Genomic DNA, 20,226 nt, shown 5'->3' on the forward strand with positions numbered 1-20,226 from the left:
GGGCTCGGCTTGATGCCGGGCGGTCAACTGCGTATTTCTGGGCATGTGCCCGAATCGCGGCACCCGACTGTGGAGACAGGCCTTGTCCGCACTGAACCGCTTTCTCGGCGATACGCCGCTCCGGGTGATCTTGAAGCTGCTTGTGGTGTCGTTCCTCGTCGGCCTGGTCATGAACGCCTTCGGCTGGTCGCCGATGGACGTGCTCTACGGCATCCGCAAATTCTTCATCGACCTGTGGAATTTGGGCTTCCACGCCATCGACCGCTTCCTCGGCTACATCCTGCTCGGTGCCGCGATCGTCGTGCCGGCCTTCATCCTGCTCAGGATCGCCAATTTCAGGAAGTAGAGCATGATCCCAAAAAGTGGGAACCGGCTTTCGGAAAAGATCATGCTCAAACAAACAGCCTTTCACGCGTAGCCCGCAGCCACCTCGAACAGGATGGCGTGGCGTGCGGCAAGTGCTGCGACATCCGTCGAATAGCCGCCGCCGATAACGCCGCACACCGGGACGCCTAGCGTGCGGAAATGGCGGATCACCATATCGTCGCGGGCGCGCAGCCCGTCATTCGACAGCGCCAGCCTGCCGAGCCGGTCCTCGGCATGGACATCGACGCCGGCATTGTAGAAGACGAGATCCCAGCGCTTTCGCGCCGACAGCTCCGGCAGGATGGCGCCCAGCCGCTCCAGATAGGCTGCATCGCCGGTGGCGTCGGGCAGGGCGACGTCGAGGTTGGAGGCGATCTTGCGCGCGGGGTAGTTGCGGTCGCCATGCATGGAGAAGGTAAACACGCGCGGCTCGTCGTTCAGGATATCCGCCGTGCCGTCGCCCTGATGCACGTCGAGGTCGACGACCAGGATGTTTTGGGCGGCACCTTCGGCGAGCAGCACCAGCGCGGCAACGGCCACGTCGTTGAAGGTGCAGAAGCCGGCGCCTTGCGCGCGCCGCGCGTGATGACTGCCGCCGGCCGTGTTGCAAGCGATTCCGTTCAGCAAAGCCAGCCGCGCCGCCATCACCGTGCCGGCCGTTGCGAGCTGCGCCCTCAGCGAAACCCGCGGTCCCACGGGAAAGCCGATCTCGCGCTCGATCCTCACCGGCACGTCGCAGGCAAGCACCTGGTCGACATAGTCTGCCGCGTGGGCAAGCTTCAGCCATGATGGCCGCGCCACCGCTGGTGTGTTGAGCGCTTCGGGCCGCGCCAGGCCGCGTGCCCGCAAGGCGTCCATCAGCAGCGGATATTTGCTCATCGGGAAGCGGTGGTTGACGGCGAAACCGGCGTCGTAATCGGGATGATGAACGATCTGCAAGGACATGGGACGGCCGGTGCGCCAGAGGCGGGTTTCGGTTGACCATGCCGGGATGGATGGTTGCGCGAGGTCCGCAAACTGGGGCACATCGGCTAGCCGATCAAGCCGCAACAGGAAGCAACACACGTTTGGAGCAGGCTTTACCCACCGAAGCCCACGTCACTGAAGCCAGGGCTTTCGTCGTCACCAACCGTTCGGTGCTCGCCATCGCCGTGCCGATGACGCTTGCCTATCTGACGACGCCGTTGCTCGGAATTGTCGACACGGCGGTGGTCGGACAGTTCGGCGACGCCGCCCTTCTCGGCGGCCTGGCGGCCGGCGCCCTGATCTTCGACGTCGTTTTCACCACCTTCAACTTCCTGCGCTCCGGCACCACCGGCCTCGTCGCCCAGGCCTTCGGGCGCGGCGATGCACTGGAGGAGCAGGCGGTGTTCTGGCGCGCCGTGCTGATCGCGGTCGTCGCCGGCATCGTGTTTGCCGCACTTGCGCCCCTGGTTTCGGCTGCCGGGCAATGGTTCATCGGCGCCGAGCCGCGCGTCGGCGCGGCGATGGACGTCTATATCCGCATCAGGATGCTCGCAGCACCGTTCTCGCTTATCAATTACGCCATCCTTGGTTATGTGCTGGGGCGCGGCGAGGGCGGGCTCGGGCTGATGCTGCAGCTGGTGCTGAACGGCATCAATATCGCGCTCTGCTTCCTGCTCGCCCTGGAGCTTGGCTGGGGCGTTGCCGGCGTCGCCTGGGCGACGCTCACCGGCGAGTTCGTCGCCATGCTGCTTGGTCTCGCCATCGTCGGCCGGCGCTTCTGGGCCGCACCCAGGCTGCCGCGCCATCGCGTCCTCGATTTGCCGGCATTCCTGCGCATGATGTCGCTCAATCGCGATATCATGATCCGCTCCTTCTCACTGCTCGCCGCCTTCGCGCTGTTCACGCGCCAAGGCGCGCAATTCGGCACGCTGACGCTGGCCGCCAACGCCGTGCTGATGAACCTCTTCCTGGTTGCCGGCTATTTCCTCGACGGTTTCGCCACCGCCGCCGAACAGCTGGCCGGGCGCGCCATCGGCGCCCGTGCCGCCACGGCGTTTGACCAGGCGGTGCGGCTGACGCTGCTTTGGGGGCTCGGCCTGGCAGGCGTGGCGACGCTCGTGCTCCTGCTGGAAGGCACCGGTCTGGTCGCCCTGATCACGACCTCGACAGACGTCCGCGCCGTCGCCGACATCTACTTGCCATGGGCGGCATTCACCGCACTCAGCGGCGTGCTGGCTTTCGAGATGGACGGTGTTTTCATCGGCGCGACATGGTCGCGCGACATGCGCAACATGATGCTGGTGTCGTTCCTGGCGTTCAGCGCCGCGTTGCTGATCCTGGCGCCGGCGTTCGGCAATCACGGCCTGTGGGCGGCGCTGCACGTGTTCCTGCTGGTACGCGGCTTCAGCCTGCTCACTATATTGCGGCTGCGGGTGCGCACGGCCTTTAACTGATCGCTAAAGCGGTTTCGTCGCCCAGTGATCGAGGCGGCTGTCGCGAAGCTCGCGCAGCGACTTCAGCCCTTGACTGTCCATGAAACGGACCATGCCGGAAAGAATACGCCCCGGCAGCGCAGGCCCGGCATAGATCATGCCGGTATAGAGCTGGACGAGATCGGCGCCGGCACGGATCTTTTCCAGCGCCGTCTCGGCGGAATCGACGCCGCCGACGCCGATGATGGCGGGATCCGGGCCAAGTAGTTTTCGCATCCTTGCCAGCACGATGGTCGAGCGCTCGAACAAGGGTTTTCCCGAAAGCCCGCCGGTCTCGCCGGCAAGGCCGGCGCTGCGCAGGCCGGCTCGCGCGATCGTGGTGTTGGAGACGATGACGCCGTCCATTTGCTTGTCGGTGATCTCGGCGGCGATGTCCTCCAGTTCGGCCTCGACCAGGTCCGGCGCGATCTTGAGAAAGACGGGCGGCTTTGCCGGTGCCGCCGCACGCGCGGCCATGACCCGCGACAGGAGTTCACCAAGCTGTTCGCGCGCCTGCATGTTGCGCAGGCCCGGCGTGTTTGGCGAGGAGATGTTGATCGTCAGATAGCCGGCGTATCGCGCAAACCTGATCACGCCGCGCTCATAGTCGCCGACGCGGTCGGCGCTGTCCTTGTTGGCGCCGATGTTGACGCCGACGACGCCGGCGCGGCCCTTGCGGGCAGCAAGACGCTTTTCCGCGGCGGCGTGGCCTTCATTGTTGAAGCCCAGCCGGTTGATCACTGCCCCGTCCGAAGGCAGCCGGAAGATGCGCGGCTTCGGATTGCCCGTCTGCGGCAGCGGCGTGATCGTGCCGACCTCGGCGAAGCCGAAGCCGAGGCCGAGCAGCGCGTCCGGCACTTCGGCATTCTTGTCGTAACCCGCGGCCATGCCGAGCGGGTTCGGAAAATCGAGCCCGCAGATGCGTGTCTTCAACCTGTCGTCTCGCAAAGGGCGCCCGGCGACCGGCAGGCCGCATCTCAGCGCGGCAATCGACAGCCCATGCGCGGTTTCCGGATCGAGCGTGAACAGCAGTTTTTGGCCGATCCGGTCGAACGCGCTCATTCGGCCTCCAGCGCCGGGAATTCATGCCGGCCGTGGGCGCCGAGCGGCAATGCCTGCACAGAAACGACCGCATTGAGGCCGAGCCCGCTGTAGAGATGAGGGAACAAGGCGCCGCCGCGCGAGACCTCATATTTCAGCGCGTCGCCGAGGCGCGCGCTGTCGACGGCGACCAGCAGCAACCCGCTTTGGCCGGTGAAATGTCTGGCCGCCGTTTCCCGAACCTGCCCGGCGGTGGAAAAATGGATGAAGCCGTCGGCGACGTCGATCGGCGCGCCGGTGAAGCGGCCTTCTCTTTCAGCCTCGCGCCACAGCGCCTCGGGAACTATCTTGTAGATGATCTCGGACATCATTGCGCTATAGTCCGAACAGATCATGCGGGGAAGGGCAGGCCCGCGTTCTTCCCCATTTCAGGTTCTTCCCCAATTCCGGCGCAAACTGTGATAGATTGCGCCGACTGGCTCATGGAGGAAAACATGCGTCTGAAACACGTCTTGATCCCCGCAGCACTGGTCTCGCTTGTCGCAGCTTCGGCCTTTTCCGAGGAAGCCGATCGCTACCGGCTGGAAAAATCGGCCAATGGCTATGTGCGCATGGATACGCAGACCGGCGCCATGTCGCTCTGCGAGGAGCGTTCCGGTCAGCTCGTCTGCAAGACAGCGGCCGACGAACGTGCCGCCTTCCAGGATCAGGTCGACCGGCTGCAAAATTCGGTGAAGGCGCTCGACGAACGCGTCGCCAAGCTCGAAAATTCGCTAGCCGCCCGTTTCGAATCGACTTTGCCCAGCGAGGAGGATTTCAACAAGACGATGGGCTACATGGAGCGCTTCCTGCGCAGCTTCATGGATATCGTCAAGGACATGGACAAGGACGAAGACGGCGCCAAGCCCAATTCGCAAAAGACCTAGGCAATTCGCAAAAAGACCTAGGGCGGGAATAGCAAGCCGGCCACGCCGAACAGCAGGCGTAGCGTTATGATCGTTCAGATCCTGCAAGGCGGAAAATCGCCAACGGGATTCGGGGAGGGATATCACCGTTGGGCTACACATTCGTCATTGCCGACGATCATCCGCTTTTTCGCGGTGCATTGAGGGAGGCACTCGCCGGCATCGGAGATGTTGCCGCCATTCACGAGGCCGGCGATTTCGAAAGCGCCAAGGCGCTGGTCCTGGCCAATGAGGATGTCGATCTGGTCCTGCTCGACCTCTCGATGCCGGGCGCAAGCGGCCTTTCCGGCCTGATCTCGTTGCGCGGCATCCATCCGGCGGTGCCGATGATGGTGGTCTCGGCGCATGACGATCCGGTGACGATCCGGCGCGCGCTCGACCTGGGCGCCTCGGGGTTCATCTCCAAATCGGCCAGCATGGAAGAGATCCGCAATGCGGTGCAGTCGGTGCTCGCAGGCGACATCGCGGCACCCGCCGGGGTCGATCTCGGCGTCGAGCGCGATCCCGAGATTTCCGACCTGATCAAGCGGCTGCAGGCGCTGACGCCACAGCAGACGCGCGTGCTCGGCATGCTGGCGGAGGGACTGCTCAACAAGCAGATAGCCTATGAGCTCGGCGTCTCCGAAGCGACGATCAAGGCGCATGTCTCGGCCATCCTGCAGAAGCTCGGCGTCGACAGTCGCACCCAGGCGGTCATCCTTTTGTCCAAGATCGGCAGCGACCCGGTTCAGGCGGCTGGCTGATTCTCATTCGGCCGCCGGCGCCAGCGGCCTGACCCTGGCCATCATCGAGCGCAGCATCGCCGGTTTCAGCGGTTTGCTGATCACCGGCACGTCGAGCCTGCCAGCAGCGGCGCGAACCTCGCTGGAGCGGTCGGCGGTGACCAGCACGGCCGGCAGGTCCTCGCCATGGATCGCACGCAACTGGGCGATCAATTCGAGGCCGGTCTTGTCGTCGAGATGATAGTCGGCAAGCACAATGTCCGGCCGATGCATGGCGGACCTGTCGAGATCCTCCGCGCCGGAAAGCGTGTCGACGCTGCAGCCCCAGCCCTCGAGCAGCAGCCGCATGCCGTCGAGGATGCGGCCGTCATTGTCGATGCAGAGCACATGCAGCCCGGCAAGCGAGGTCGTAGCGCGGGCAGGCGGCTTCGCCTCGGCCTCGCGCCGCGGTGCCTGCACGGCCGCCACCGGCAGCAGCACGGAAAAGCGCGTGCCCTTGCCGGGATTGGAGAAGATCCGGATTTCAAGGCGCAGGACGCGGGCGATGCGGTCGACGATGGAGAGCCCCAAGCCGAGGCCTTCCGCCTCGCGCATGCCCTCGTCGAGCCGGGTGAATTCGCGGAACACGGTGTTGAGCTTGTCGCCGGCAATGCCGATGCCGGTGTCGATAACCTGGATCTCGGCCAGTTCGCCGCGCCGCCGCACGCCGACCAGGATGCGGCCATGGCGCGTATATTTGATGGCGTTGGAGACCAGGTTCTGGATCAGCCGGCGCAGCAGATTTCGATCCGTCATGACGCTGAGCGACGACGGCATGATCGAGAGTTCGAGCTTCTTTTCGGCGGCAAGCGGCCGGAAGTCGTTGCCGATCTGGCGCAGCAGCCCGTCGAGGCCGAAGCTCGTATCGTCCGGCTTCATCGCGCCGGCATCGAGGCGCGAAATGTCGAGCACCGCGCCGAGGATGGTCTCGACCGATTCCAGTGACGATTCGATATTCATCGCCGCCTTGCCGGCAGGCCCCTTGCCGGTCTTCTCGATCAGCGACGAGCAATAGAGGCGGGCGGCGTTCAGCGGCTGCAGGATGTCGTGGCCGGCGGCAGCGAGGAAGCGCGTCTTGCCGAGATTGGCCTCTTCGGCCAGCATCTGCGCCTGCGCCAGCTCCTCGTTGACGCGGGTGAGCTCGGCGGTGCGGCTCTTCACGCGCTGTTCCAGCGATTCATTGGCGCGCTTCAGCGCCAGATCCTGCTCGACGCGCCCTGAGATGTCGGCATAGGTGGCGACGATGCCGCCGTCCGGCATCGGATTGGAGCGCAATTCCAGGATACGCCCGCTGGTCTTCAGCTCCATCTGCCATGGGCTGACGAAGCTGGTCAGGCGGTTCAGCATGGTGACGCGCTGGTCTGGCGGTATATCGCCGCGCTCGGCAAGGTGGCGCAGGATACGATCGAGCGAGACGCCGACCTGGCCCATTTCGTCGGGCAGGTCGAACAGCGCCCGGTACTGGCGGTTCCAGCAGATCAACCGGAAATCGCGGTCGAAGACGGTGATGCCCTGTTCCATCTGGTCGAGTGCGATCTGCAGCAGGTCGCGATTGTGCTGTAGCGCCTCGGTGGCGTCGTCGAGCAGGCGGAAGGCGTCCTTGGATTCGCGGTCGTTGCGGCGCAGCAGCAGCGACAGGATCAGCCGCGCCGAGGAGGAGCCGACGGCACTGGCCAGAAGCTGCTCGGAGAAGCGGATGACATCCATGCTGGCCTGTTCGTTGCCGTGCAGTGAAGTGCCGCTGCTCTTCTCGAATGACTGGAAGGAGCGCTCGGTGCGTTCGACACCGAGATAGCGCGCGATCGTGTCCTTGAGGTCGTTGACGGTGATCGTGGTGCGGAAGCGGCGCAGGCTCGGCAGCGGCCCCGCCTCGCGCGGCACGAAGATCGACGCCTGGATGCGTTCCAGCGGCACCGACGCGCGCGACAGTGAGCCGAACACAAAAAACAACGTGTTGATCGACAGGCTCCACAGCACGCCATGGTTCAGCGGCTCGGCGACGGTGCCGAACAGGGCTTGCGGCCGCAATGCATCGAAGCCGAACAGGCCGTGGACGAGGATGCCGGTCTCGGGCGCGGCGAGCGAGGGAAGCAGTAGCGTGTAGCTCCAGACGACGATGCCGGCCACCATGCCGAGTGCCGCACCCCTTCCGTTGGCGCCGCGCCAGACCAGGCCGCCGATCATTGCCGGCGCGAACTGCGCGATCGCGGCGAACGACATCAGGCCGATCGAGGATAGCCGCGCGCTGTTTGTGCTCTCGCGGTAGTAGAGGAAGGCGATGAACAGCATGATGAAGATCGCCGCCCGCCGCACATTGAGGATGAGCGTCGACCAGTCCTCGCTCTCTGAGGTCGTGGTCCGCAGCAGCCGGCGCACGAACAGCGGAATGATCAGGTCGTTGGAGATCATGATCGACAGCGCGACGCTTTCGACGATCACCATTGCCGTCGCCGCCGACAGGCCGCCGATAAAGGCGGCCATGGCCAGAACGTCGTGGCCGCTGAACAGCGGCAGTGACAGCACATAGAGGTCGCTGCTGGTCCTGGGGCCGACCAGTTCCAGGCCGGCCAGCGCGATCGGCAGCACGAACAGGTTGATTGCCACGAGATAGAGCGGAAACACCCATGTCGCCGTGCGCAGCTCAGCCTCGCTGCGGTTCTCGACGATGGTGACGTAGAACTGGCGCGGCAGCATGAGGATGGCAAAGCCGCTCAGGCATGTCAGTACCAGCCAGGTCGCGAGCGAGGTGTTGTAGCCCATCGCCTGGCGCACCTGCGTGTTTTCGGCGAGCCGGTCGAACATATCGCCTGGCCCGCCGAAGATCAGAAACGTGACCATCAGGCCTATCGCCAGGAAGGCGGCGAGCTTGACCACGGTCTCGACCGCCACCGCCAGCACCAGACCGTCCTGGTGTTCGGTGGCGTCGGCATGGCGCGTGCCGAACAGCACGGCAAACAGCGCCAGCAGCATGGCAACGACAAGCGAGATGTCGCTGACGAACGGATCGAACGACGGCGGCGAGCCGGTATAGTGCTCGACCATCAGGCTGACCGAGCCGGAGATCGCCTTCAATTGCAGCGCCATGTAAGGCACCGCGCCTATGGTTGCGATCAGCGTGGCGATCGCCGCGACAGCGAAGCTCTTGCCGTAGCGGGCGCCGAGAAAGTCGGCGATCGAGGTGATCTTCTCGGTCTTTGCCAGCCTGACGATGCGCTGCAGCAGCGGAAAGCCGAACACGAACACCAGAACCGGTCCGATATAGATGCCGAGGAATTCGAGGCCGCGCTCGGAGGAGAGCCCGACCGAGCCGAAGAAGGTCCAGGAGGTGCAGTAGATGGCGAGGCTGAGCGCATAGATAAAGGGCCGGGCGCGGCCAGGCCCGGATGAAGTCGAGCGCCGGTCGCCCAGGCTGGCGATAGCAAACAGCAACGTCACATAGGCGATCGCGATGATGACGATGAACCAGCCCTGCACGCCTCGAACTTCCTCCCTGCGCCGGCTTTTTCATCCGGCCTTGCAGACGCAATCACAGCTTGGCCACCGAGTCCATCGCGGCTTTCGGCGCATTATGGCCGCGGCTTCGCGCAATCCAGGCCGGGGAAACACGTCTTTGCTCCTGTCGCAACCGCAGGTTTTTGCTATTCTGCCTGCCGGTCGATGCCGAGGGCGTGGACGGCAGCACGGCCGGTCAGGAAAAGGAGGGTCGAATGCTGAAAGAGTTTCAGGAATTCATTTCCAGGGGCAATGTGATGGACCTGGCCGTCGCCGTCATCATCGGCGCTGCCTTCGGCAAGATCGTCACCTCGCTGGTCGACGACATCATCATGCCGGTCATCGGGGCGATTTTGGGCGGATTAGACTTCAACAACTACTTTCTGCCCTTGTCCTCGGCCGTTAACGCCACATCGCTGGCGGATGCCAAGAAACAGGGCGCGGTCTTCGCCTATGGCAGCTTCATCACCGTGGCGTTGAACTTCCTTATCCTCGCCTTCATTATCTTCCTGATGGTCAAGGCGGTGAACAATCTGCGCCAGCGGCTGGAGCGCGAGAAACCGGCTACCCCGGCCGCTCCGCCACCAGCCGACGTCGCGCTGCTCACCGAAATTCGCGATCTCCTCGCCAGAAAGTAGCGCCTGCGGCAACTTTCTGGACCAAAACCCCGGTCGCTTGCGGCCGGGGTTTTCTGTTTTCGTCCGCCCTGAAACACGCTAGCAGTCGAGCAAACGAAAACGGACCCATCCATGACCCTGATCGATACTCTGCGCGCCGAAGCGCGGGCGGCGCCCGAAAGCGGCATTGTCGCCGTCATGAATCGTGGCCGCGGCCGCGACGGTATGATCCCGCTTTGGGCCGGCGAGGGCGACCTGCCGACGCCTGCCTTCATCACCGATGCCGCCGCCAAGGCGCTGGCCGCCGGCGAGACCTTCTACACCTGGCAGCGGGGCATTCCCGAACTCAGGCAGGCGCTCGCCCGCTACTACACCAGGCATTTCGGCAAGACTTTCGCCAACGAAGAATTCATCGTCACCGGCTCCGGCATGCATGCCATCCAGATGGCCATCGACGCGGTGGCCGGCAAGGGCGACGAACTTGTCTACCTGTCGCCGGCATGGCCGAATTTCGCCGCCGCCGCCGGCGTGGCCGGCGCCGTTCCGGTTGCAGTCACCCTTGATCAGTCCGGCAATGGCTGGTCCTGCGATGTCGACAAGATCGCAGCGGCGATCACGCCACGGACCAAGGCGCTGTTCGTCAACACGCCGTCCAACCCGACCGGCTGGACCGCCGACAAGGAGACGCTGCAGGCAATCCTCGATCTCGCCCGCGAAAGGGGCCTGTGGATCATTGCCGACGAGATCTATTCGCTGTTCCACTACGGCCATGGCCGCGCGGCGTCGTTCATCGACATCATGGCCGATGAGGACCGCATCCTGTTCGTCAATTCCTTTTCCAAGAACTGGGCGATGACCGGCTGGCGCATCGGCTGGATCAAGATCCATCCCGCCTTGCAGCAGGTGTTCGAGAACCTGGTCCAGTATTCGACTTCCGGCGTTGCGCAGTTCATGCAGCGCGGCGCCGTCGTCGCCCTCGACGAGGGCGATGCCTTCATCGTCGAACAGGTGGAGCGGGCGAGGGCGGCGCGCGACCTCGTCTGCGGCATTCTCGCCGAAACCGGCAGGGCGCGGTTCACCGTGCCGCAGGGCGCGTTCTATCTGTTCTTCGCCGTCGACGGCATCACCGATTCCCGCGCTGCCGCTTTCGACATGGTCGACCGCGCCAATGTCGGCCTGGCCCCCGGCACCGCCTTCGGCCCCGGCGGCGAAGCTTTCCTCAGGCTATGCTTCCACCGCCGCCTCGACCAGCTCGAAGAAGCCGCGCACCGGCTGGCGAAATGGATGAAGACTGTGTGAGGTGTGTTGAGCTTCGCGCCAGGCATCGCAGCACTGAAAAATGAGGCGGCACCGATAGGCGGCTTCCGCAATGGTGCCCGTAGCGGCGGAGGTTACCCGCCCGACTTCGGCACCAGCAACGGAATGACGCGGTCGCTCTTGGCCACTGAAGGCCGGCCGGCCGAACCGTAGGGAATCCCCAACGCATCCCATGTCTCGACTAGCGCGTCCTGTAAGGAGGCAATCAGCGCGTCAGAATGGAACGGTGTCGGCGTGATGCGCAGCCGTTCGGTGCCGCGCGGCACTGTCGGGTAATTGATCGGCTGGATATAGATGCCGTGCACGCCGAGCAGGCGGTCGCTGGCCATCTTGCAGAGCTCGGGATCGCCGACCAGCAGCGGCACGATGTGGGTAGGTGACTCCATTACCGGCAGGCCGGCCGCGGCAAGCACTTCCTTGGTCCGCGTCGCCTGACGCAGCTGCGCGTCGCGCTCGGCCTGCGAGCGCTTGAGATGGCGGATCGAGGTGGTTGCCGCGGCAGCGATCGCCGGCGGCAGCGCCGTGGTGAAGATGAAGCCCGGCGCATAGGAGCGCACGGCGTCGATCACGGCGCTGGTGCCGGTGATGTAGCCGCCAAGCGTGCCGAACGCCTTGGCCAGTGTGCCCTCGATGATGTCGATGCGGTCGGCCAGCCCTTCGCGCTCGGTGATGCCGCCGCCGCGCGGCCCGTACATGCCGACGGCATGGACCTCGTCTATATAAGTCATCGCATTGTAACGCTCGGCGAGGTCGACGATCTGCTTGATCGGCGCGATGTCGCCATCCATCGAATAGACGCTCTCGAAGACGATCAGCTTGGCACGCTCGCGGCCGGCCGCCTGCAGCAGGCTTTCGAGATGCGCGACGTCGTTATGGCGGAAGATCTTCTTCTCGGCGCCCGAGCGCCGCACACCCTCGATCATCGAAGCGTGGTTAAGCTCGTCCGAGATGATCAGGCAATTGGGAAGCAGCTTTGCAATGGTCGAGATCGACGCTTCGTTTGAAACGAAGCCGGAGGTGAAAACCAGTGCCGCTTCCTTGTCGTGCAGGTCGGCAAGCTCCAGTTCGAGCTCGACCAGCGGGTTGCTGGTGCCCGAAATGTTGCGGGTGCCGCCAGCCCCCGATCCCATTTTGCCTGCCGCCTTCTGGAACGCGGCGATGACGTCGGGATGCTGGCCCATGCCGAGATAATCGTTGGAGCACCAGACGGTGATTTCCTCGGCGCGGCCATTGGCACGCCAGATGGCGCGCGGGAATTTTCCCACGATACGCTCAAGGTCGGCGAAGACGCGATAGCGACGCTCTGCATGGAGCTGGTCGATCGCTTCCTCGAAAAACCGCTGGTAATTCATGTCGCCTTCCCAATTTTGCGCGGGATCATAGTCATTGGCCTATTCGCCGTCCACCGCACCGTTTTGGTCAAAATGCCACGCCCCAGGCCTGTTCCTAACGACCACGGAACGTGGCCTATTCCCTTGATGTGGATCAATCTTGTTTCAGGACAATGCCACCCGCCGATGAGACTGGTTACCGCAGATTGTAATGGCCTGGCGGCAGGTTTTCCAGTACGGCGACGATTGAGACAGTTCCGATAAATCATGAATAGCGAGGATGCGGATGACGGTTTTGGTGACAGGCGGTGCCGGCTATATCGGCAGCCATATGGTCTGGGAGTTGCTGGACACGGGCGACAGCGTCGTCGTCCTCGACCGGCTTTCGACCGGCTTTGAATGGGCGGTGGCTCCGGAAGCAAAGCTCGTCGTCGGCGATGTCGCCGACAAGGAATTGGTCGCCTCGATCATCCGCGACAACAAGGTCGACGCGATCATCCATTTCGCCGGCTCGATTGTCGTGCCCGAATCGGTGGCCGACCCGCTTGCCTATTACGAGAATAACACCTGCAAGACACGCACCCTGATCGAGACCGCGGTGCGCGAAGGCGTGCCCAATTTCATCTTTTCCTCGACCGCCGCCGTCTATGGCGGCGCCGGCCTGGAGCCGGTGCGCGAGGACGCCAGGCTTGCGCCGGAATCGCCCTACGGCCTGTCCAAGCTGATGAGCGAATGGATGCTCCGCGACGCGGCTATTGCCTATGGGCTGCGCTATACGGCGCTGCGCTATTTCAACGTCGCCGGCGCCGACCCGAAGGGCCGCACCGGCCAGTCGACGCCCGGCGCCACGCATCTGATCAAGGTCGCCTGCGAGACGGCGCTCGGCAAGCGCCCCTTCATGCAGGTGTTCGGCACCGACTATCCGACGCCGGACGGCACCTGCATGCGCGACTATATCCATGTCAGCGACCTGGCGGCGGCGCATCGGCTGGCCCTGCAGCGGCTGCGTGCCGGCGGATCGAGCCTGGTCGCCAATTGCGGCTACAGCCACGGCTATTCGGTGCTCGAGGTCATCGACAGCGTACGCCGCGTCTTCGGCCATGATTTCGAGGTGCGGATGGGCGAGCGCCGCCCCGGTGACGCCGCCGCGGTTGTCGCCAATTCGGAGCTGGCCCGCGGCGAACTCGGCTGGACCCCGCAGCGTGACAACCTCGACCAGATCGTCTCCGATGCGCTTGCCTGGGAGCGCATCCTGACCAGCAAGAATTCGGCTCTGGGCTAAGCGCGGGCTCTCCGCAAGGGCTCGTCGGCAGGCGGCAGAGGCGCTATTGAAGGGCCTCACGGCTGAGCGTGCAGGCGTTCGGCTGCGTTCGACTTGGGGGCGGCATGAAAATATCGGTGCTTGGAGCCGGCGTCGTTGGCACGGCGGCGGCCTATTGTCTGGCAAGCGACGGCCATGAAGTCACGGTGATCGAGCGCCATCCGGCGGCGGCGCGCGGCACCAGCCAGTCGAATGCCGGCCTGGTATCTCCCGGCGATGCCACCGCCTGGGCTTCGCCCGCCGCGCTTAAAACGTTCCTGCGAGCCCTCTACAACCACGATCTCGGCATCAAGGTGCGGCTGCGCTTCGATCCGTATTTTGTCGCCTGGAGCCTGCGCTTCCTGCGCCAGTGCACGCATAAGCGCATGCGCGCCAACACCGAGATCAAGCTGCGCCTGGCGCTTTATTCACGCGACTGCATCAACGCCATCTCCGCTGACACCGGCATTCACTATGACGAGCGCAAGAAAGGCATTCTGTATTTCTTCCGCTCGCAGCAGAGCTTTGATACCGGCACCGACAATTACCGCTATCTCGCCGAACATGGCCTGCCGATCGAGATCGTCGGCCGCGACCGGCTGGTCGAGCTCGAGCCCGGCCTTGCCGGAGCCAAGGACAAAATTGCCGGCGGCGTCTATTCGCCGATCGACCAGACCGGCGATTCCAGTCAATTCACGCAGCGCCTCGCTGCCTATGCCGCCGAAAAACTCGGTGTCCAATTCCTCTACGGCACGACGGTCGAAGGCCTCGACATCGACGGCGACCGGGTGCGCGCGGTGATGACCTCGGCCGGCCCGGTGGCCGGCGACGCCGTGGTCATTTCCATGGGGCCGGAGAGCGGTCTGCTCGGCCGCCGCTACGGCATCGACCTGCCCGTCTATCCCGTGAAGGGCTATACCGTGACCGTTCCGCTGGAAGATGAAAGCAAGGGGCCGATCATGGGCGGCGCCGACGAGGACCGGCTGATCGGCTATTCCAGGCTGGGAAATCGGCTGCGGATGTCCTCGACGGCGGAGTTCACCGGTTTCGACCGCACGTTCAAGCCGCGCGATTTCAACTCGATCCTGAACACCGGCAAGGACCTGTTCCCCGGCGCCTTCGACGAGAGCAAGGCCGAGCTCTGGGCTGGACTTCGCCCGATGATGCCGAACTCCGTGCCGGTCATCAGCCGGGCGCGGTATGACAATCTATATCTCGATACCGGCCACGGCCATCTCGGCTGGACCATGGCCTGCGGTTCGGGAAAATTCCTTGCCGACGTGGTCGCCGGCCGCAAGCCGGAGATCGATCCACAGGGATTGCTCTACGCGGGCTAGCAACGGCCTGACCGCAGGGCGCCATGAGCTCGGCGGTCAGGCTCGTTCGTCGACTGCCGAACGCCAGGAGCGCACGTAACTTGTCCAGAGTGGATCGGCCGACGGTTCGGTCCTTTCGCCTCTGCCTTGCGGTGTCCCCTGGTCCGACGCCAGCAAGGCGGCGCCGATGCTGGTGCCTGTCGCAGCCGCGGAGGCAATGACGGCGCGCGCCGTCGCCGCAGCCAGCATGCGGGTGAACAGCCGGTTGCGGGCGAAGGGTCCTTCGACGATGGTTGACCCCCCGCCGCCGATCAGATCGAGGCAGGTCGCGGTCATCAGCGCCAGGTAGAACGAGATGGCGACAAAGCGCTGGCCATTGTTGATGCCGTCCGCGTTAAGCCATGCCGCGGCGCAGTGCGGAAACGGCCCCGAACCCCGTTGGATCGAAGGCAATAGGGACGTCTTGCGCGCGAGCACCGCGGCGACATCGTCTTCGGTCCAGTCTTCCAATTGGCCTTCCGTCAGCACGGAGAACTCGCGGCCACCCATGAAGCGCGCCGAGGGCACGGCATCGCCGAACGCGTTGACATTGACCAGCGTGTCGCGCGCCGGATCGAGCGTGACCTTGCTGCCGCCAACCGCCATCGACACCACCCAGGTGCCGGTCGAGACGACGGAGAAAGGCGGCTTGTCGGACAGGAGATGCGGCAGCAGCGAGGCGTTGGAATCGTGCAGGCCGCAATACACCGGCGTTTGCGGATCGAGGGCGGTTTGCCGCGCCAGAGCGGGCAGGATCGGGCCCAAGCGGTCCTTGGCCTGCCGCACCGGCGCCATTAGCCGGCGCCATTCCAGCCGGTCGACCAGTGAGGAAAAATCCGCTTTCCACGGGTTCCACAGATCGGTGTGGCAGCCGAGCGAAGTCACCTCGCTGGCGGCGACGCCGGTCAGGCGCAAGGCCCAGTATTGCGGATACATCAGCATCGCGGCGGCCCTGGCGAAATCCGCTGGAAAGCGCTTCTGCTGCCAGAACAACTGCGCGCCGAGATTGAGGCCGGCCGGCAGGCGCGGCGTGCCGGTCTCGGTGAAAGGCGGGCGGATCGCGTCGTAGTCCTTGGCGAAGGCATCCGGACCGTCGAACTCGTAATCGAGCACCGGCAGCGCCAGTTCGCCTGATGCGTCGGCCAGCACCGCCGTTGCGCCATGGGTGGTGATCGATATCGCGTCGATGCGCTGCTCGCGATCGATCTCGGCCAGGCTGCCGAGGATGAACGCCCATAACCGCTCGACGTCGTGGTGCGGATACGGGCGTTGCCGAACCGGCTCGTTGACCATCCTGCGCAGCGCCACTTCGCTTGCTGCGGCGAGATCGACCAGCGCCACCTTGGCGTTGGTCTTGCCGATATCGATGACGGCGACGTGGCGGGTCATTCCATATGGAACATTGTTTCCAGCGGCACCGCCACCGGCTCGTTGTTCGGCTTGGTTTCCATGATGTCTGCCATCTCGGCCCACCAGCGCTGCATCGCCGGATGCTTAGGCAATTCGTCCATGCCATGGTCGTCACGGCGCCACAGCACGCCGAACAAGGTGTTGGTCTCCTCGTCGAGATGGATCGAGTAATCGGAGATACCAGCCTGTTTTAGCAACGCGACGAGTGACGGCCAGATGTCGTCGTGGCGCCTCTTGTATTCGGCCTTCATGCCGGGATTGAGCTTCATCTTGAACGCATATTTTTCGGGCATCAGGCAAAGCGCTCCCGCCGCACGCGCTGCCACAGGATCGGCAGCGCGATGACGATGATCAGCAGCAGGCCGATGAAGATCGACATGACGATCCCCGGCACGTTGAGCAGGCCAAGACCGAAGGTCACCAGCCCCATGATGAAGGCCGCCAGCACGACGCCCAGAATGCTGCCGGCGCCGCCGAGAATGCTGACGCCGCCGAGCACCACCATGGTGATGACTTCGAGTTCGTAGCCCTGCGCGATCGACGGCCGGGTCGAGCCGAGCCGTGACGTAATCAGCACCGAGGCGATGCCCGCCATCAGGCCGGTCAGGCAAAACAGGATGAACTTGATGCGGCCGACACGCACGCCGGAAAACTGCGCCGCAACCGGGTTGTTGCCGATGGCAAAGACCCGGCGGCCGAAGCTCGTCCGATGCAGAAGGAACCAGTAGACGACGGCCGCGACCAGGAAAAGCGTCAGTTCGAACGACACCACCCACCAGACATAACCTTGGCCGAAGAAGGCGAAGCTCGCGGGATAGCCCTTGTAGGCCTGGTCGCCGAGGATGATGAAGGCAACGCCGCGAAACAGGCTCATCGTGCCGATGGTGACGACGATCGACGGCAGCCCCAGCCTGGTGACGAGCAGCCCGTTGAAGGCGCCGCAGCCGAGCCCGACGACGATGCCGATTGCCACCAGGACAGGCGTGCCGGCGCCGGCCTGCACCGCCATGCCCATCATCGTCGAGGCGAGTGCGATGATAGCGGCGACCGACAGGTCGATTTCGCCGGAGATGATCAGCAGTGCCATGGCCAGCGCGATCAGCGCCTTTTCGGTGAAGTTGAAAGTCAGGTCCGACAGCGACCACGCGTCGAGGAAATAGGGCGAGGCAAAACTGTTGACGGCAAAGATGGCGACCGCCACGACGACCAGCAGCGCCTCCCATGAGAAGATCGCCGCAGTGAACGGCTTGTCGAGTCGGTTCGGAACATGGCGCGGGGCAGGGGTATCGGTCATGCCACTTCCGCCTTTTTGAGGATGATGCGGCCTTGCCGGCGTTCGCCGCGCGCGTTGAGCACCACGGCCAGGATGATGGCGCTGCCCGAAATCGCCATTTGCCAGAAGGGCGAGATATTGATCACCGGCAGCGCGTTGGAGATGATACCGAGGAACAGCGCGCCGAGCACCGCGCCGCCGACCGAGCCGATGCCGCCGGCGATGGAGATGCCGCCGATGACGCAGGCGGCGATGATGTTGAGCTCATAGCCGTTGGCGACCTCGACCGAGGCGATGACGTAGCGCGAGATCCAGAGATAGCCGCAGAGGCCGCCGATCATCCCCGAAATGCAGAAGACGATGAATTTCGTCCGGCCGACGTCGATGCCGGCATAGACCGATGCGGTCGGGTTGACACCGATGGCGTAGATCGAGCGGCCGAGCGCCGTGCGCGTCATCACAAGGAAGAACAAGGCGATGACCAGCAGGGCAATCCATGACAGCACCGGTATGCCGAGGAACGTCGCGCGCTGCAGGCCGATGAAATCGGGGCTCATCTGGTCGGCGTTGACCCAGGCGCCGCCTGAAATAACGAAGGTGGCGCCGCGGTAGATGGTGAGAGTGCCGAGCGTTACCACGATCGAGGGAATGTTCAGCCGCCACACCAACAGGCCATTGATGGCGCCGAGCACCAGGCCGACCAGAAGTGCGATGACGATCAGCAGCGGGATCGGGATTGCCGGATGCGCGGCGTTCAGCATCGCCACCACCATGCCGGTGAAGCAGAGATTGGCTGCCATCGACAGGTCGATCGAGCGGGTCAGGATAACCACCATCTGGCCGAGCGCCAGGATCATCAGGATCGACGTGTCGTTGAACACCTGGCGCACATTGCCGGGAGCGGCAAAGCCCGGAAAACGCATCGAGATCAGCCCGATCAGCACGGCGATTGCCGCCAGCAGCCAGACTTCGCGGTATTTGAGAAGAGCCTTCATGCCGCGATCCCCGCTGCCGTCCTGACCAGCGTTTCGGCGTCGAGCCCCTTATTGTCGTAGACCGCGGCAATGCGGCCCTCGCGCATAACGACGACACGGTCGGACATGCCGAGAATTTCCGGCAGTTCGGACGACACCATGATAACCGACAGGCCTTGCGCGACGAGCTCGGCCATGAAGCCGTGCACGGCGGCCTTCGAGCCGATGTCGATGCCCTTGGTCGGCTCGTCCAGTATGATCACCTTGGGCGCGGTCGCCAGCCATTTGGCGATGACGATCTTCTGCTGGTTGCCGCCCGACAGCGTGCCGACGTCCTGGCTGAGCGAGGAGGCGCGCAGGTCGAGCCGCTCTGTGTAGGAGCGGGCTAGCGCAAACTCTTCCGCCAGCCGCAATACGCCGGATTTGGAGGTTCGCTTGAGCGAAGGCAGCGAGACATTCTGGAAGATAGGCAGGCCGATCACCACGCCTTGCTTGCCGCGTTCCTCCGGCACATAGACGATGCCGGCATCGATCGAATCCGCCGCCGATTTCGGCGCGATCGCTTTGCCTTCCAGCGTGATCGTGCCGCCGCTGGTGCGGGTGATGCCTGATATCGCCTGCATCACCTCGCTGCGCCCGGCGCCGACAAGACCGTAGAAGCCGAGGATCTCGCCCCTGTGCAGCTCGAAGCCGATATCATCGAACTCGGTCGGATGCGACAGGCCGGAGACGGCCAGCACCGGCGCGCCGATCTCGGCCTTGCGCTGCGGAAAGATATGGTCGACCGCCCGGCCGACCATCATGCGCACGATCTGGCTCTGACCGGCATCCTTGATCAGGCCTTCGCCAACCATCTCGCCGTCACGGAACACGGTATAGCGGTCGGCGATGCGGTAGATCTCATCGAATTTGTGGCTGATGAACAGGATCGCCTTGCCGTCGCTCTTGAGGAATTCGATCAGCAGGAAAAGCTCTTCGATCTCCTTCATCGAAAGTGCTGCCGTCGGCTCGTCCATGATGACGATCCGCGCGTCGATCGACATGGCGCGGGCAACGGCGACGAGATGCTTGTTGGCGATGCCGAGATCCTTCAGCCTGGCATCGGCGTCGATATGGCCGGCGCCCATCGTGTCCAGCACCTCGCGGGCATTCTTGCGCATGGTGCGCCAGTCGATGGTCTTGAAGCGGGTGCGCGGCGCATGGCCGAGGAAGATGTTTTCGGCCACCGTCAGATCGTCGAACAGCACGGTTTCCTGATGGATGGCGGTGATGCCATGCCCGAAGGCGGCATGGGCGCTGGGCAAAGCGACGGGCTGGCCGTCGATGTTGATTGTGCCTGAATCGGGCTGATAGATGCCGGTCATGATCTTGACCAGCGTCGACTTGCCGGCGCCGTTCTCGCCGATCAGCGCGGTCACCTGGCCGGGATAGAGCGACAGGCTGACATCGTGCAGCGCGCGCACGCCGGGAAAGCTTTTCGAGATGCCGGACAGCGTCAGCCGCGGCCCGGGAGACAAAGGCGCTTCCTTCGCCACTTCGTGTTGGGCTGTCGTGTCCATAATCGTATCAAGCCCTGAAACTAGGTC

Annotated in this window: 18 protein-coding genes; 8 read left to right on the plus strand and 10 right to left on the minus strand. The window is 64.1% G+C overall.

Annotated elements, in window-relative coordinates; all coding sequences use genetic code 11:
- Positions 1-43: 43 nt before the first annotated feature.
- Entirely contained in the window at positions 44-346 is a 303-nt protein-coding gene (locus NKH05_RS17865) for a DUF6460 domain-containing protein (RefSeq protein WP_254816341.1), read from the plus strand.
- Positions 347-408: 62 nt separating this feature from the next.
- Here the strand turns inward: NKH05_RS17865 and NKH05_RS17870 are convergent, their stop codons facing one another.
- On the minus strand, positions 409-1,311 hold the full coding sequence (locus NKH05_RS17870) for a histone deacetylase family protein (RefSeq protein ID WP_353025817.1): 903 nt from the start codon (positions 1,309-1,311) through the stop codon (positions 409-411).
- A 50-nt stretch (positions 1,312-1,361) separates the two neighbouring features.
- On the opposite strand from NKH05_RS17870, the gene NKH05_RS17875 reads away from it, so the two are divergent.
- The gene (locus tag NKH05_RS17875) at positions 1,362-2,786 is read left to right on the plus strand and encodes an MATE family efflux transporter (RefSeq protein WP_352860760.1); all 1,425 of its coding nucleotides are present in this window, start codon (positions 1,362-1,364) and stop codon (positions 2,784-2,786) included.
- Positions 2,787-2,789: 3 nt separating this feature from the next.
- On the opposite strand, the gene NKH05_RS17880 is transcribed toward NKH05_RS17875, so the two are convergent.
- Positions 2,790-3,866 carry a quinone-dependent dihydroorotate dehydrogenase gene (locus tag NKH05_RS17880; RefSeq protein WP_352860761.1) on the minus strand — a complete coding sequence of 359 codons (1,077 nt, stop codon included), beginning with the start codon at positions 3,864-3,866 and terminating at the stop codon, positions 2,790-2,792.
- On the minus strand, positions 3,863-4,213 hold the full coding sequence (locus NKH05_RS17885) for a DUF952 domain-containing protein (protein WP_353025840.1): 351 nt from the start codon (positions 4,211-4,213) through the stop codon (positions 3,863-3,865). Before NKH05_RS17885 ends, NKH05_RS17880 begins: the two co-directional genes overlap by 4 nt.
- A 126-nt stretch (positions 4,214-4,339) precedes the next feature.
- Between NKH05_RS17885 and NKH05_RS17890 the strand changes: the two genes are divergently transcribed.
- Positions 4,340-4,771, plus strand: a complete 432-nt coding sequence (locus NKH05_RS17890) for a hypothetical protein (RefSeq protein WP_352715654.1) — start codon at positions 4,340-4,342, stop codon at positions 4,769-4,771.
- Positions 4,772-4,890: 119 nt separating this feature from the next.
- On the plus strand, positions 4,891-5,553 hold the full coding sequence (locus NKH05_RS17895; protein WP_502893818.1) for a response regulator: 663 nt from the start codon (positions 4,891-4,893) through the stop codon (positions 5,551-5,553).
- A 3-nt stretch (positions 5,554-5,556) separates the two neighbouring features.
- On the opposite strand, the gene NKH05_RS17900 is transcribed toward NKH05_RS17895, so the two are convergent.
- A complete protein-coding gene (locus tag NKH05_RS17900; protein WP_352482470.1) occupies positions 5,557-9,045 on the minus strand; it encodes a PAS domain-containing hybrid sensor histidine kinase/response regulator in 3,489 nt (1,162 codons plus the stop codon).
- A 233-nt stretch (positions 9,046-9,278) separates the two neighbouring features.
- On the opposite strand from NKH05_RS17900, the gene mscL reads away from it, so the two are divergent.
- Both mscL and NKH05_RS17910 read left to right on the plus strand, forming a co-directional pair.
- Positions 9,279-9,701: a large conductance mechanosensitive channel protein MscL gene (mscL, locus tag NKH05_RS17905; protein ID WP_023719476.1), complete on the plus strand. Its 423-nt coding sequence runs from the start codon at positions 9,279-9,281 to the stop codon at positions 9,699-9,701.
- A gap of 111 nt (positions 9,702-9,812) precedes the next feature.
- Entirely contained in the window at positions 9,813-10,979 is a 1,167-nt protein-coding gene (locus NKH05_RS17910; RefSeq protein WP_352547899.1) for a pyridoxal phosphate-dependent aminotransferase, read from the plus strand.
- A 92-nt stretch (positions 10,980-11,071) separates the two neighbouring features.
- Here NKH05_RS17910 and hemA read toward each other — a convergent pair whose 3' ends face one another.
- The gene (hemA, locus tag NKH05_RS17915) at positions 11,072-12,349 is read right to left on the minus strand and encodes a 5-aminolevulinate synthase (protein ID WP_023719474.1); all 1,278 of its coding nucleotides are present in this window, start codon (positions 12,347-12,349) and stop codon (positions 11,072-11,074) included.
- Positions 12,350-12,614: 265 nt separating this feature from the next.
- On the opposite strand from hemA, the gene galE reads away from it, so the two are divergent.
- Together galE and NKH05_RS17925 are read left to right on the plus strand one after the other, a co-directional pair.
- Positions 12,615-13,610 (plus strand): UDP-glucose 4-epimerase GalE, encoded by a 996-nt coding sequence (gene galE, locus NKH05_RS17920; protein WP_023719473.1) that lies wholly within the window; start codon positions 12,615-12,617, stop codon positions 13,608-13,610.
- A gap of 104 nt (positions 13,611-13,714) precedes the next feature.
- A complete protein-coding gene (locus NKH05_RS17925; protein WP_353025819.1) occupies positions 13,715-14,965 on the plus strand; it encodes a D-amino acid dehydrogenase in 1,251 nt (416 codons plus the stop codon).
- 36 nt (positions 14,966-15,001) lie between these two features.
- Here the strand turns inward: NKH05_RS17925 and NKH05_RS17930 are convergent, their stop codons facing one another.
- Genes NKH05_RS17930 through NKH05_RS17950 form a run of 5 tightly spaced genes read right to left on the minus strand, consistent with a single transcriptional unit; the run spans position 15,002 to position 20,199 of the window.
- Complete coding sequence (locus tag NKH05_RS17930) at positions 15,002-16,372, minus strand: FGGY-family carbohydrate kinase (protein WP_353025820.1); 1,371 nt, start codon at positions 16,370-16,372, stop codon at positions 15,002-15,004.
- The gene (gene rhaM / locus NKH05_RS17935; protein WP_352482465.1) at positions 16,369-16,686 is read right to left on the minus strand and encodes an L-rhamnose mutarotase; all 318 of its coding nucleotides are present in this window, start codon (positions 16,684-16,686) and stop codon (positions 16,369-16,371) included. Before rhaM ends, NKH05_RS17930 begins: the two co-directional genes overlap by 4 nt.
- Complete coding sequence (locus NKH05_RS17940) at positions 16,686-17,687, minus strand: ABC transporter permease (protein WP_352482463.1); 1,002 nt, start codon at positions 17,685-17,687, stop codon at positions 16,686-16,688. The genes rhaM and NKH05_RS17940 overlap by 1 nt, the downstream gene beginning before the upstream one ends.
- Positions 17,684-18,661: an ABC transporter permease gene (locus NKH05_RS17945; protein ID WP_352493795.1), complete on the minus strand. Its 978-nt coding sequence runs from the start codon at positions 18,659-18,661 to the stop codon at positions 17,684-17,686. The genes NKH05_RS17940 and NKH05_RS17945 overlap by 4 nt, the downstream gene beginning before the upstream one ends.
- Complete coding sequence (locus tag NKH05_RS17950; protein WP_352716949.1) at positions 18,658-20,199, minus strand: sugar ABC transporter ATP-binding protein; 1,542 nt, start codon at positions 20,197-20,199, stop codon at positions 18,658-18,660. The genes NKH05_RS17945 and NKH05_RS17950 overlap by 4 nt, the downstream gene beginning before the upstream one ends.
- Positions 20,200-20,226: the final 27 nt, after the last annotated feature.

The organism is Mesorhizobium sp. M1399 (assembly GCF_040317735.1).
In the GTDB taxonomy this organism is placed as follows: domain Bacteria; phylum Pseudomonadota; class Alphaproteobacteria; order Rhizobiales; family Rhizobiaceae; genus Mesorhizobium.

Bases quoted from the DNA above. Each gene is read 5' to 3' on its own strand.
- NKH05_RS17870 (WP_353025817.1), bottom strand. From the start codon at position 1,311: ATGTCCTTGCAGATCGTTCATCATCCCGATTACGACGCCGGTTTCGCC.
- NKH05_RS17890 (WP_352715654.1), top strand. From the start codon at position 4,340: ATGCGTCTGAAACACGTCTTGATCCCCGCAGCACTGGTCTCGCTTGTC.
- NKH05_RS17945 (WP_352493795.1), bottom strand. From the start codon at position 18,661: ATGAAGGCTCTTCTCAAATACCGCGAAGTCTGGCTGCTGGCGGCAATC.
- NKH05_RS17875 (WP_352860760.1), top strand. From the start codon at position 1,362: ATGGTTGCGCGAGGTCCGCAAACTGGGGCACATCGGCTAGCCGATCAA.
- NKH05_RS17880 (WP_352860761.1), bottom strand. From the start codon at position 3,866: ATGAGCGCGTTCGACCGGATCGGCCAAAAACTGCTGTTCACGCTCGAT.
- NKH05_RS17865 (WP_254816341.1), top strand. From the start codon at position 44: ATGTGCCCGAATCGCGGCACCCGACTGTGGAGACAGGCCTTGTCCGCA.
- NKH05_RS17925 (WP_353025819.1), top strand. From the start codon at position 13,715: ATGAAAATATCGGTGCTTGGAGCCGGCGTCGTTGGCACGGCGGCGGCC.
- NKH05_RS17930 (WP_353025820.1), bottom strand. From the start codon at position 16,372: ATGACCCGCCACGTCGCCGTCATCGATATCGGCAAGACCAACGCCAAG.
- NKH05_RS17950 (WP_352716949.1), bottom strand. From the start codon at position 20,199: ATGGACACGACAGCCCAACACGAAGTGGCGAAGGAAGCGCCTTTGTCT.
- rhaM (WP_352482465.1), bottom strand. From the start codon at position 16,686: ATGCCCGAAAAATATGCGTTCAAGATGAAGCTCAATCCCGGCATGAAG.
- NKH05_RS17910 (WP_352547899.1), top strand. From the start codon at position 9,813: ATGACCCTGATCGATACTCTGCGCGCCGAAGCGCGGGCGGCGCCCGAA.
- NKH05_RS17940 (WP_352482463.1), bottom strand. From the start codon at position 17,687: ATGACCGATACCCCTGCCCCGCGCCATGTTCCGAACCGACTCGACAAG.
- mscL (WP_023719476.1), top strand. From the start codon at position 9,279: ATGCTGAAAGAGTTTCAGGAATTCATTTCCAGGGGCAATGTGATGGAC.
- hemA (WP_023719474.1), bottom strand. From the start codon at position 12,349: ATGAATTACCAGCGGTTTTTCGAGGAAGCGATCGACCAGCTCCATGCA.
- NKH05_RS17885 (WP_353025840.1), bottom strand. From the start codon at position 4,213: ATGTCCGAGATCATCTACAAGATAGTTCCCGAGGCGCTGTGGCGCGAG.
- galE (WP_023719473.1), top strand. From the start codon at position 12,615: ATGACGGTTTTGGTGACAGGCGGTGCCGGCTATATCGGCAGCCATATG.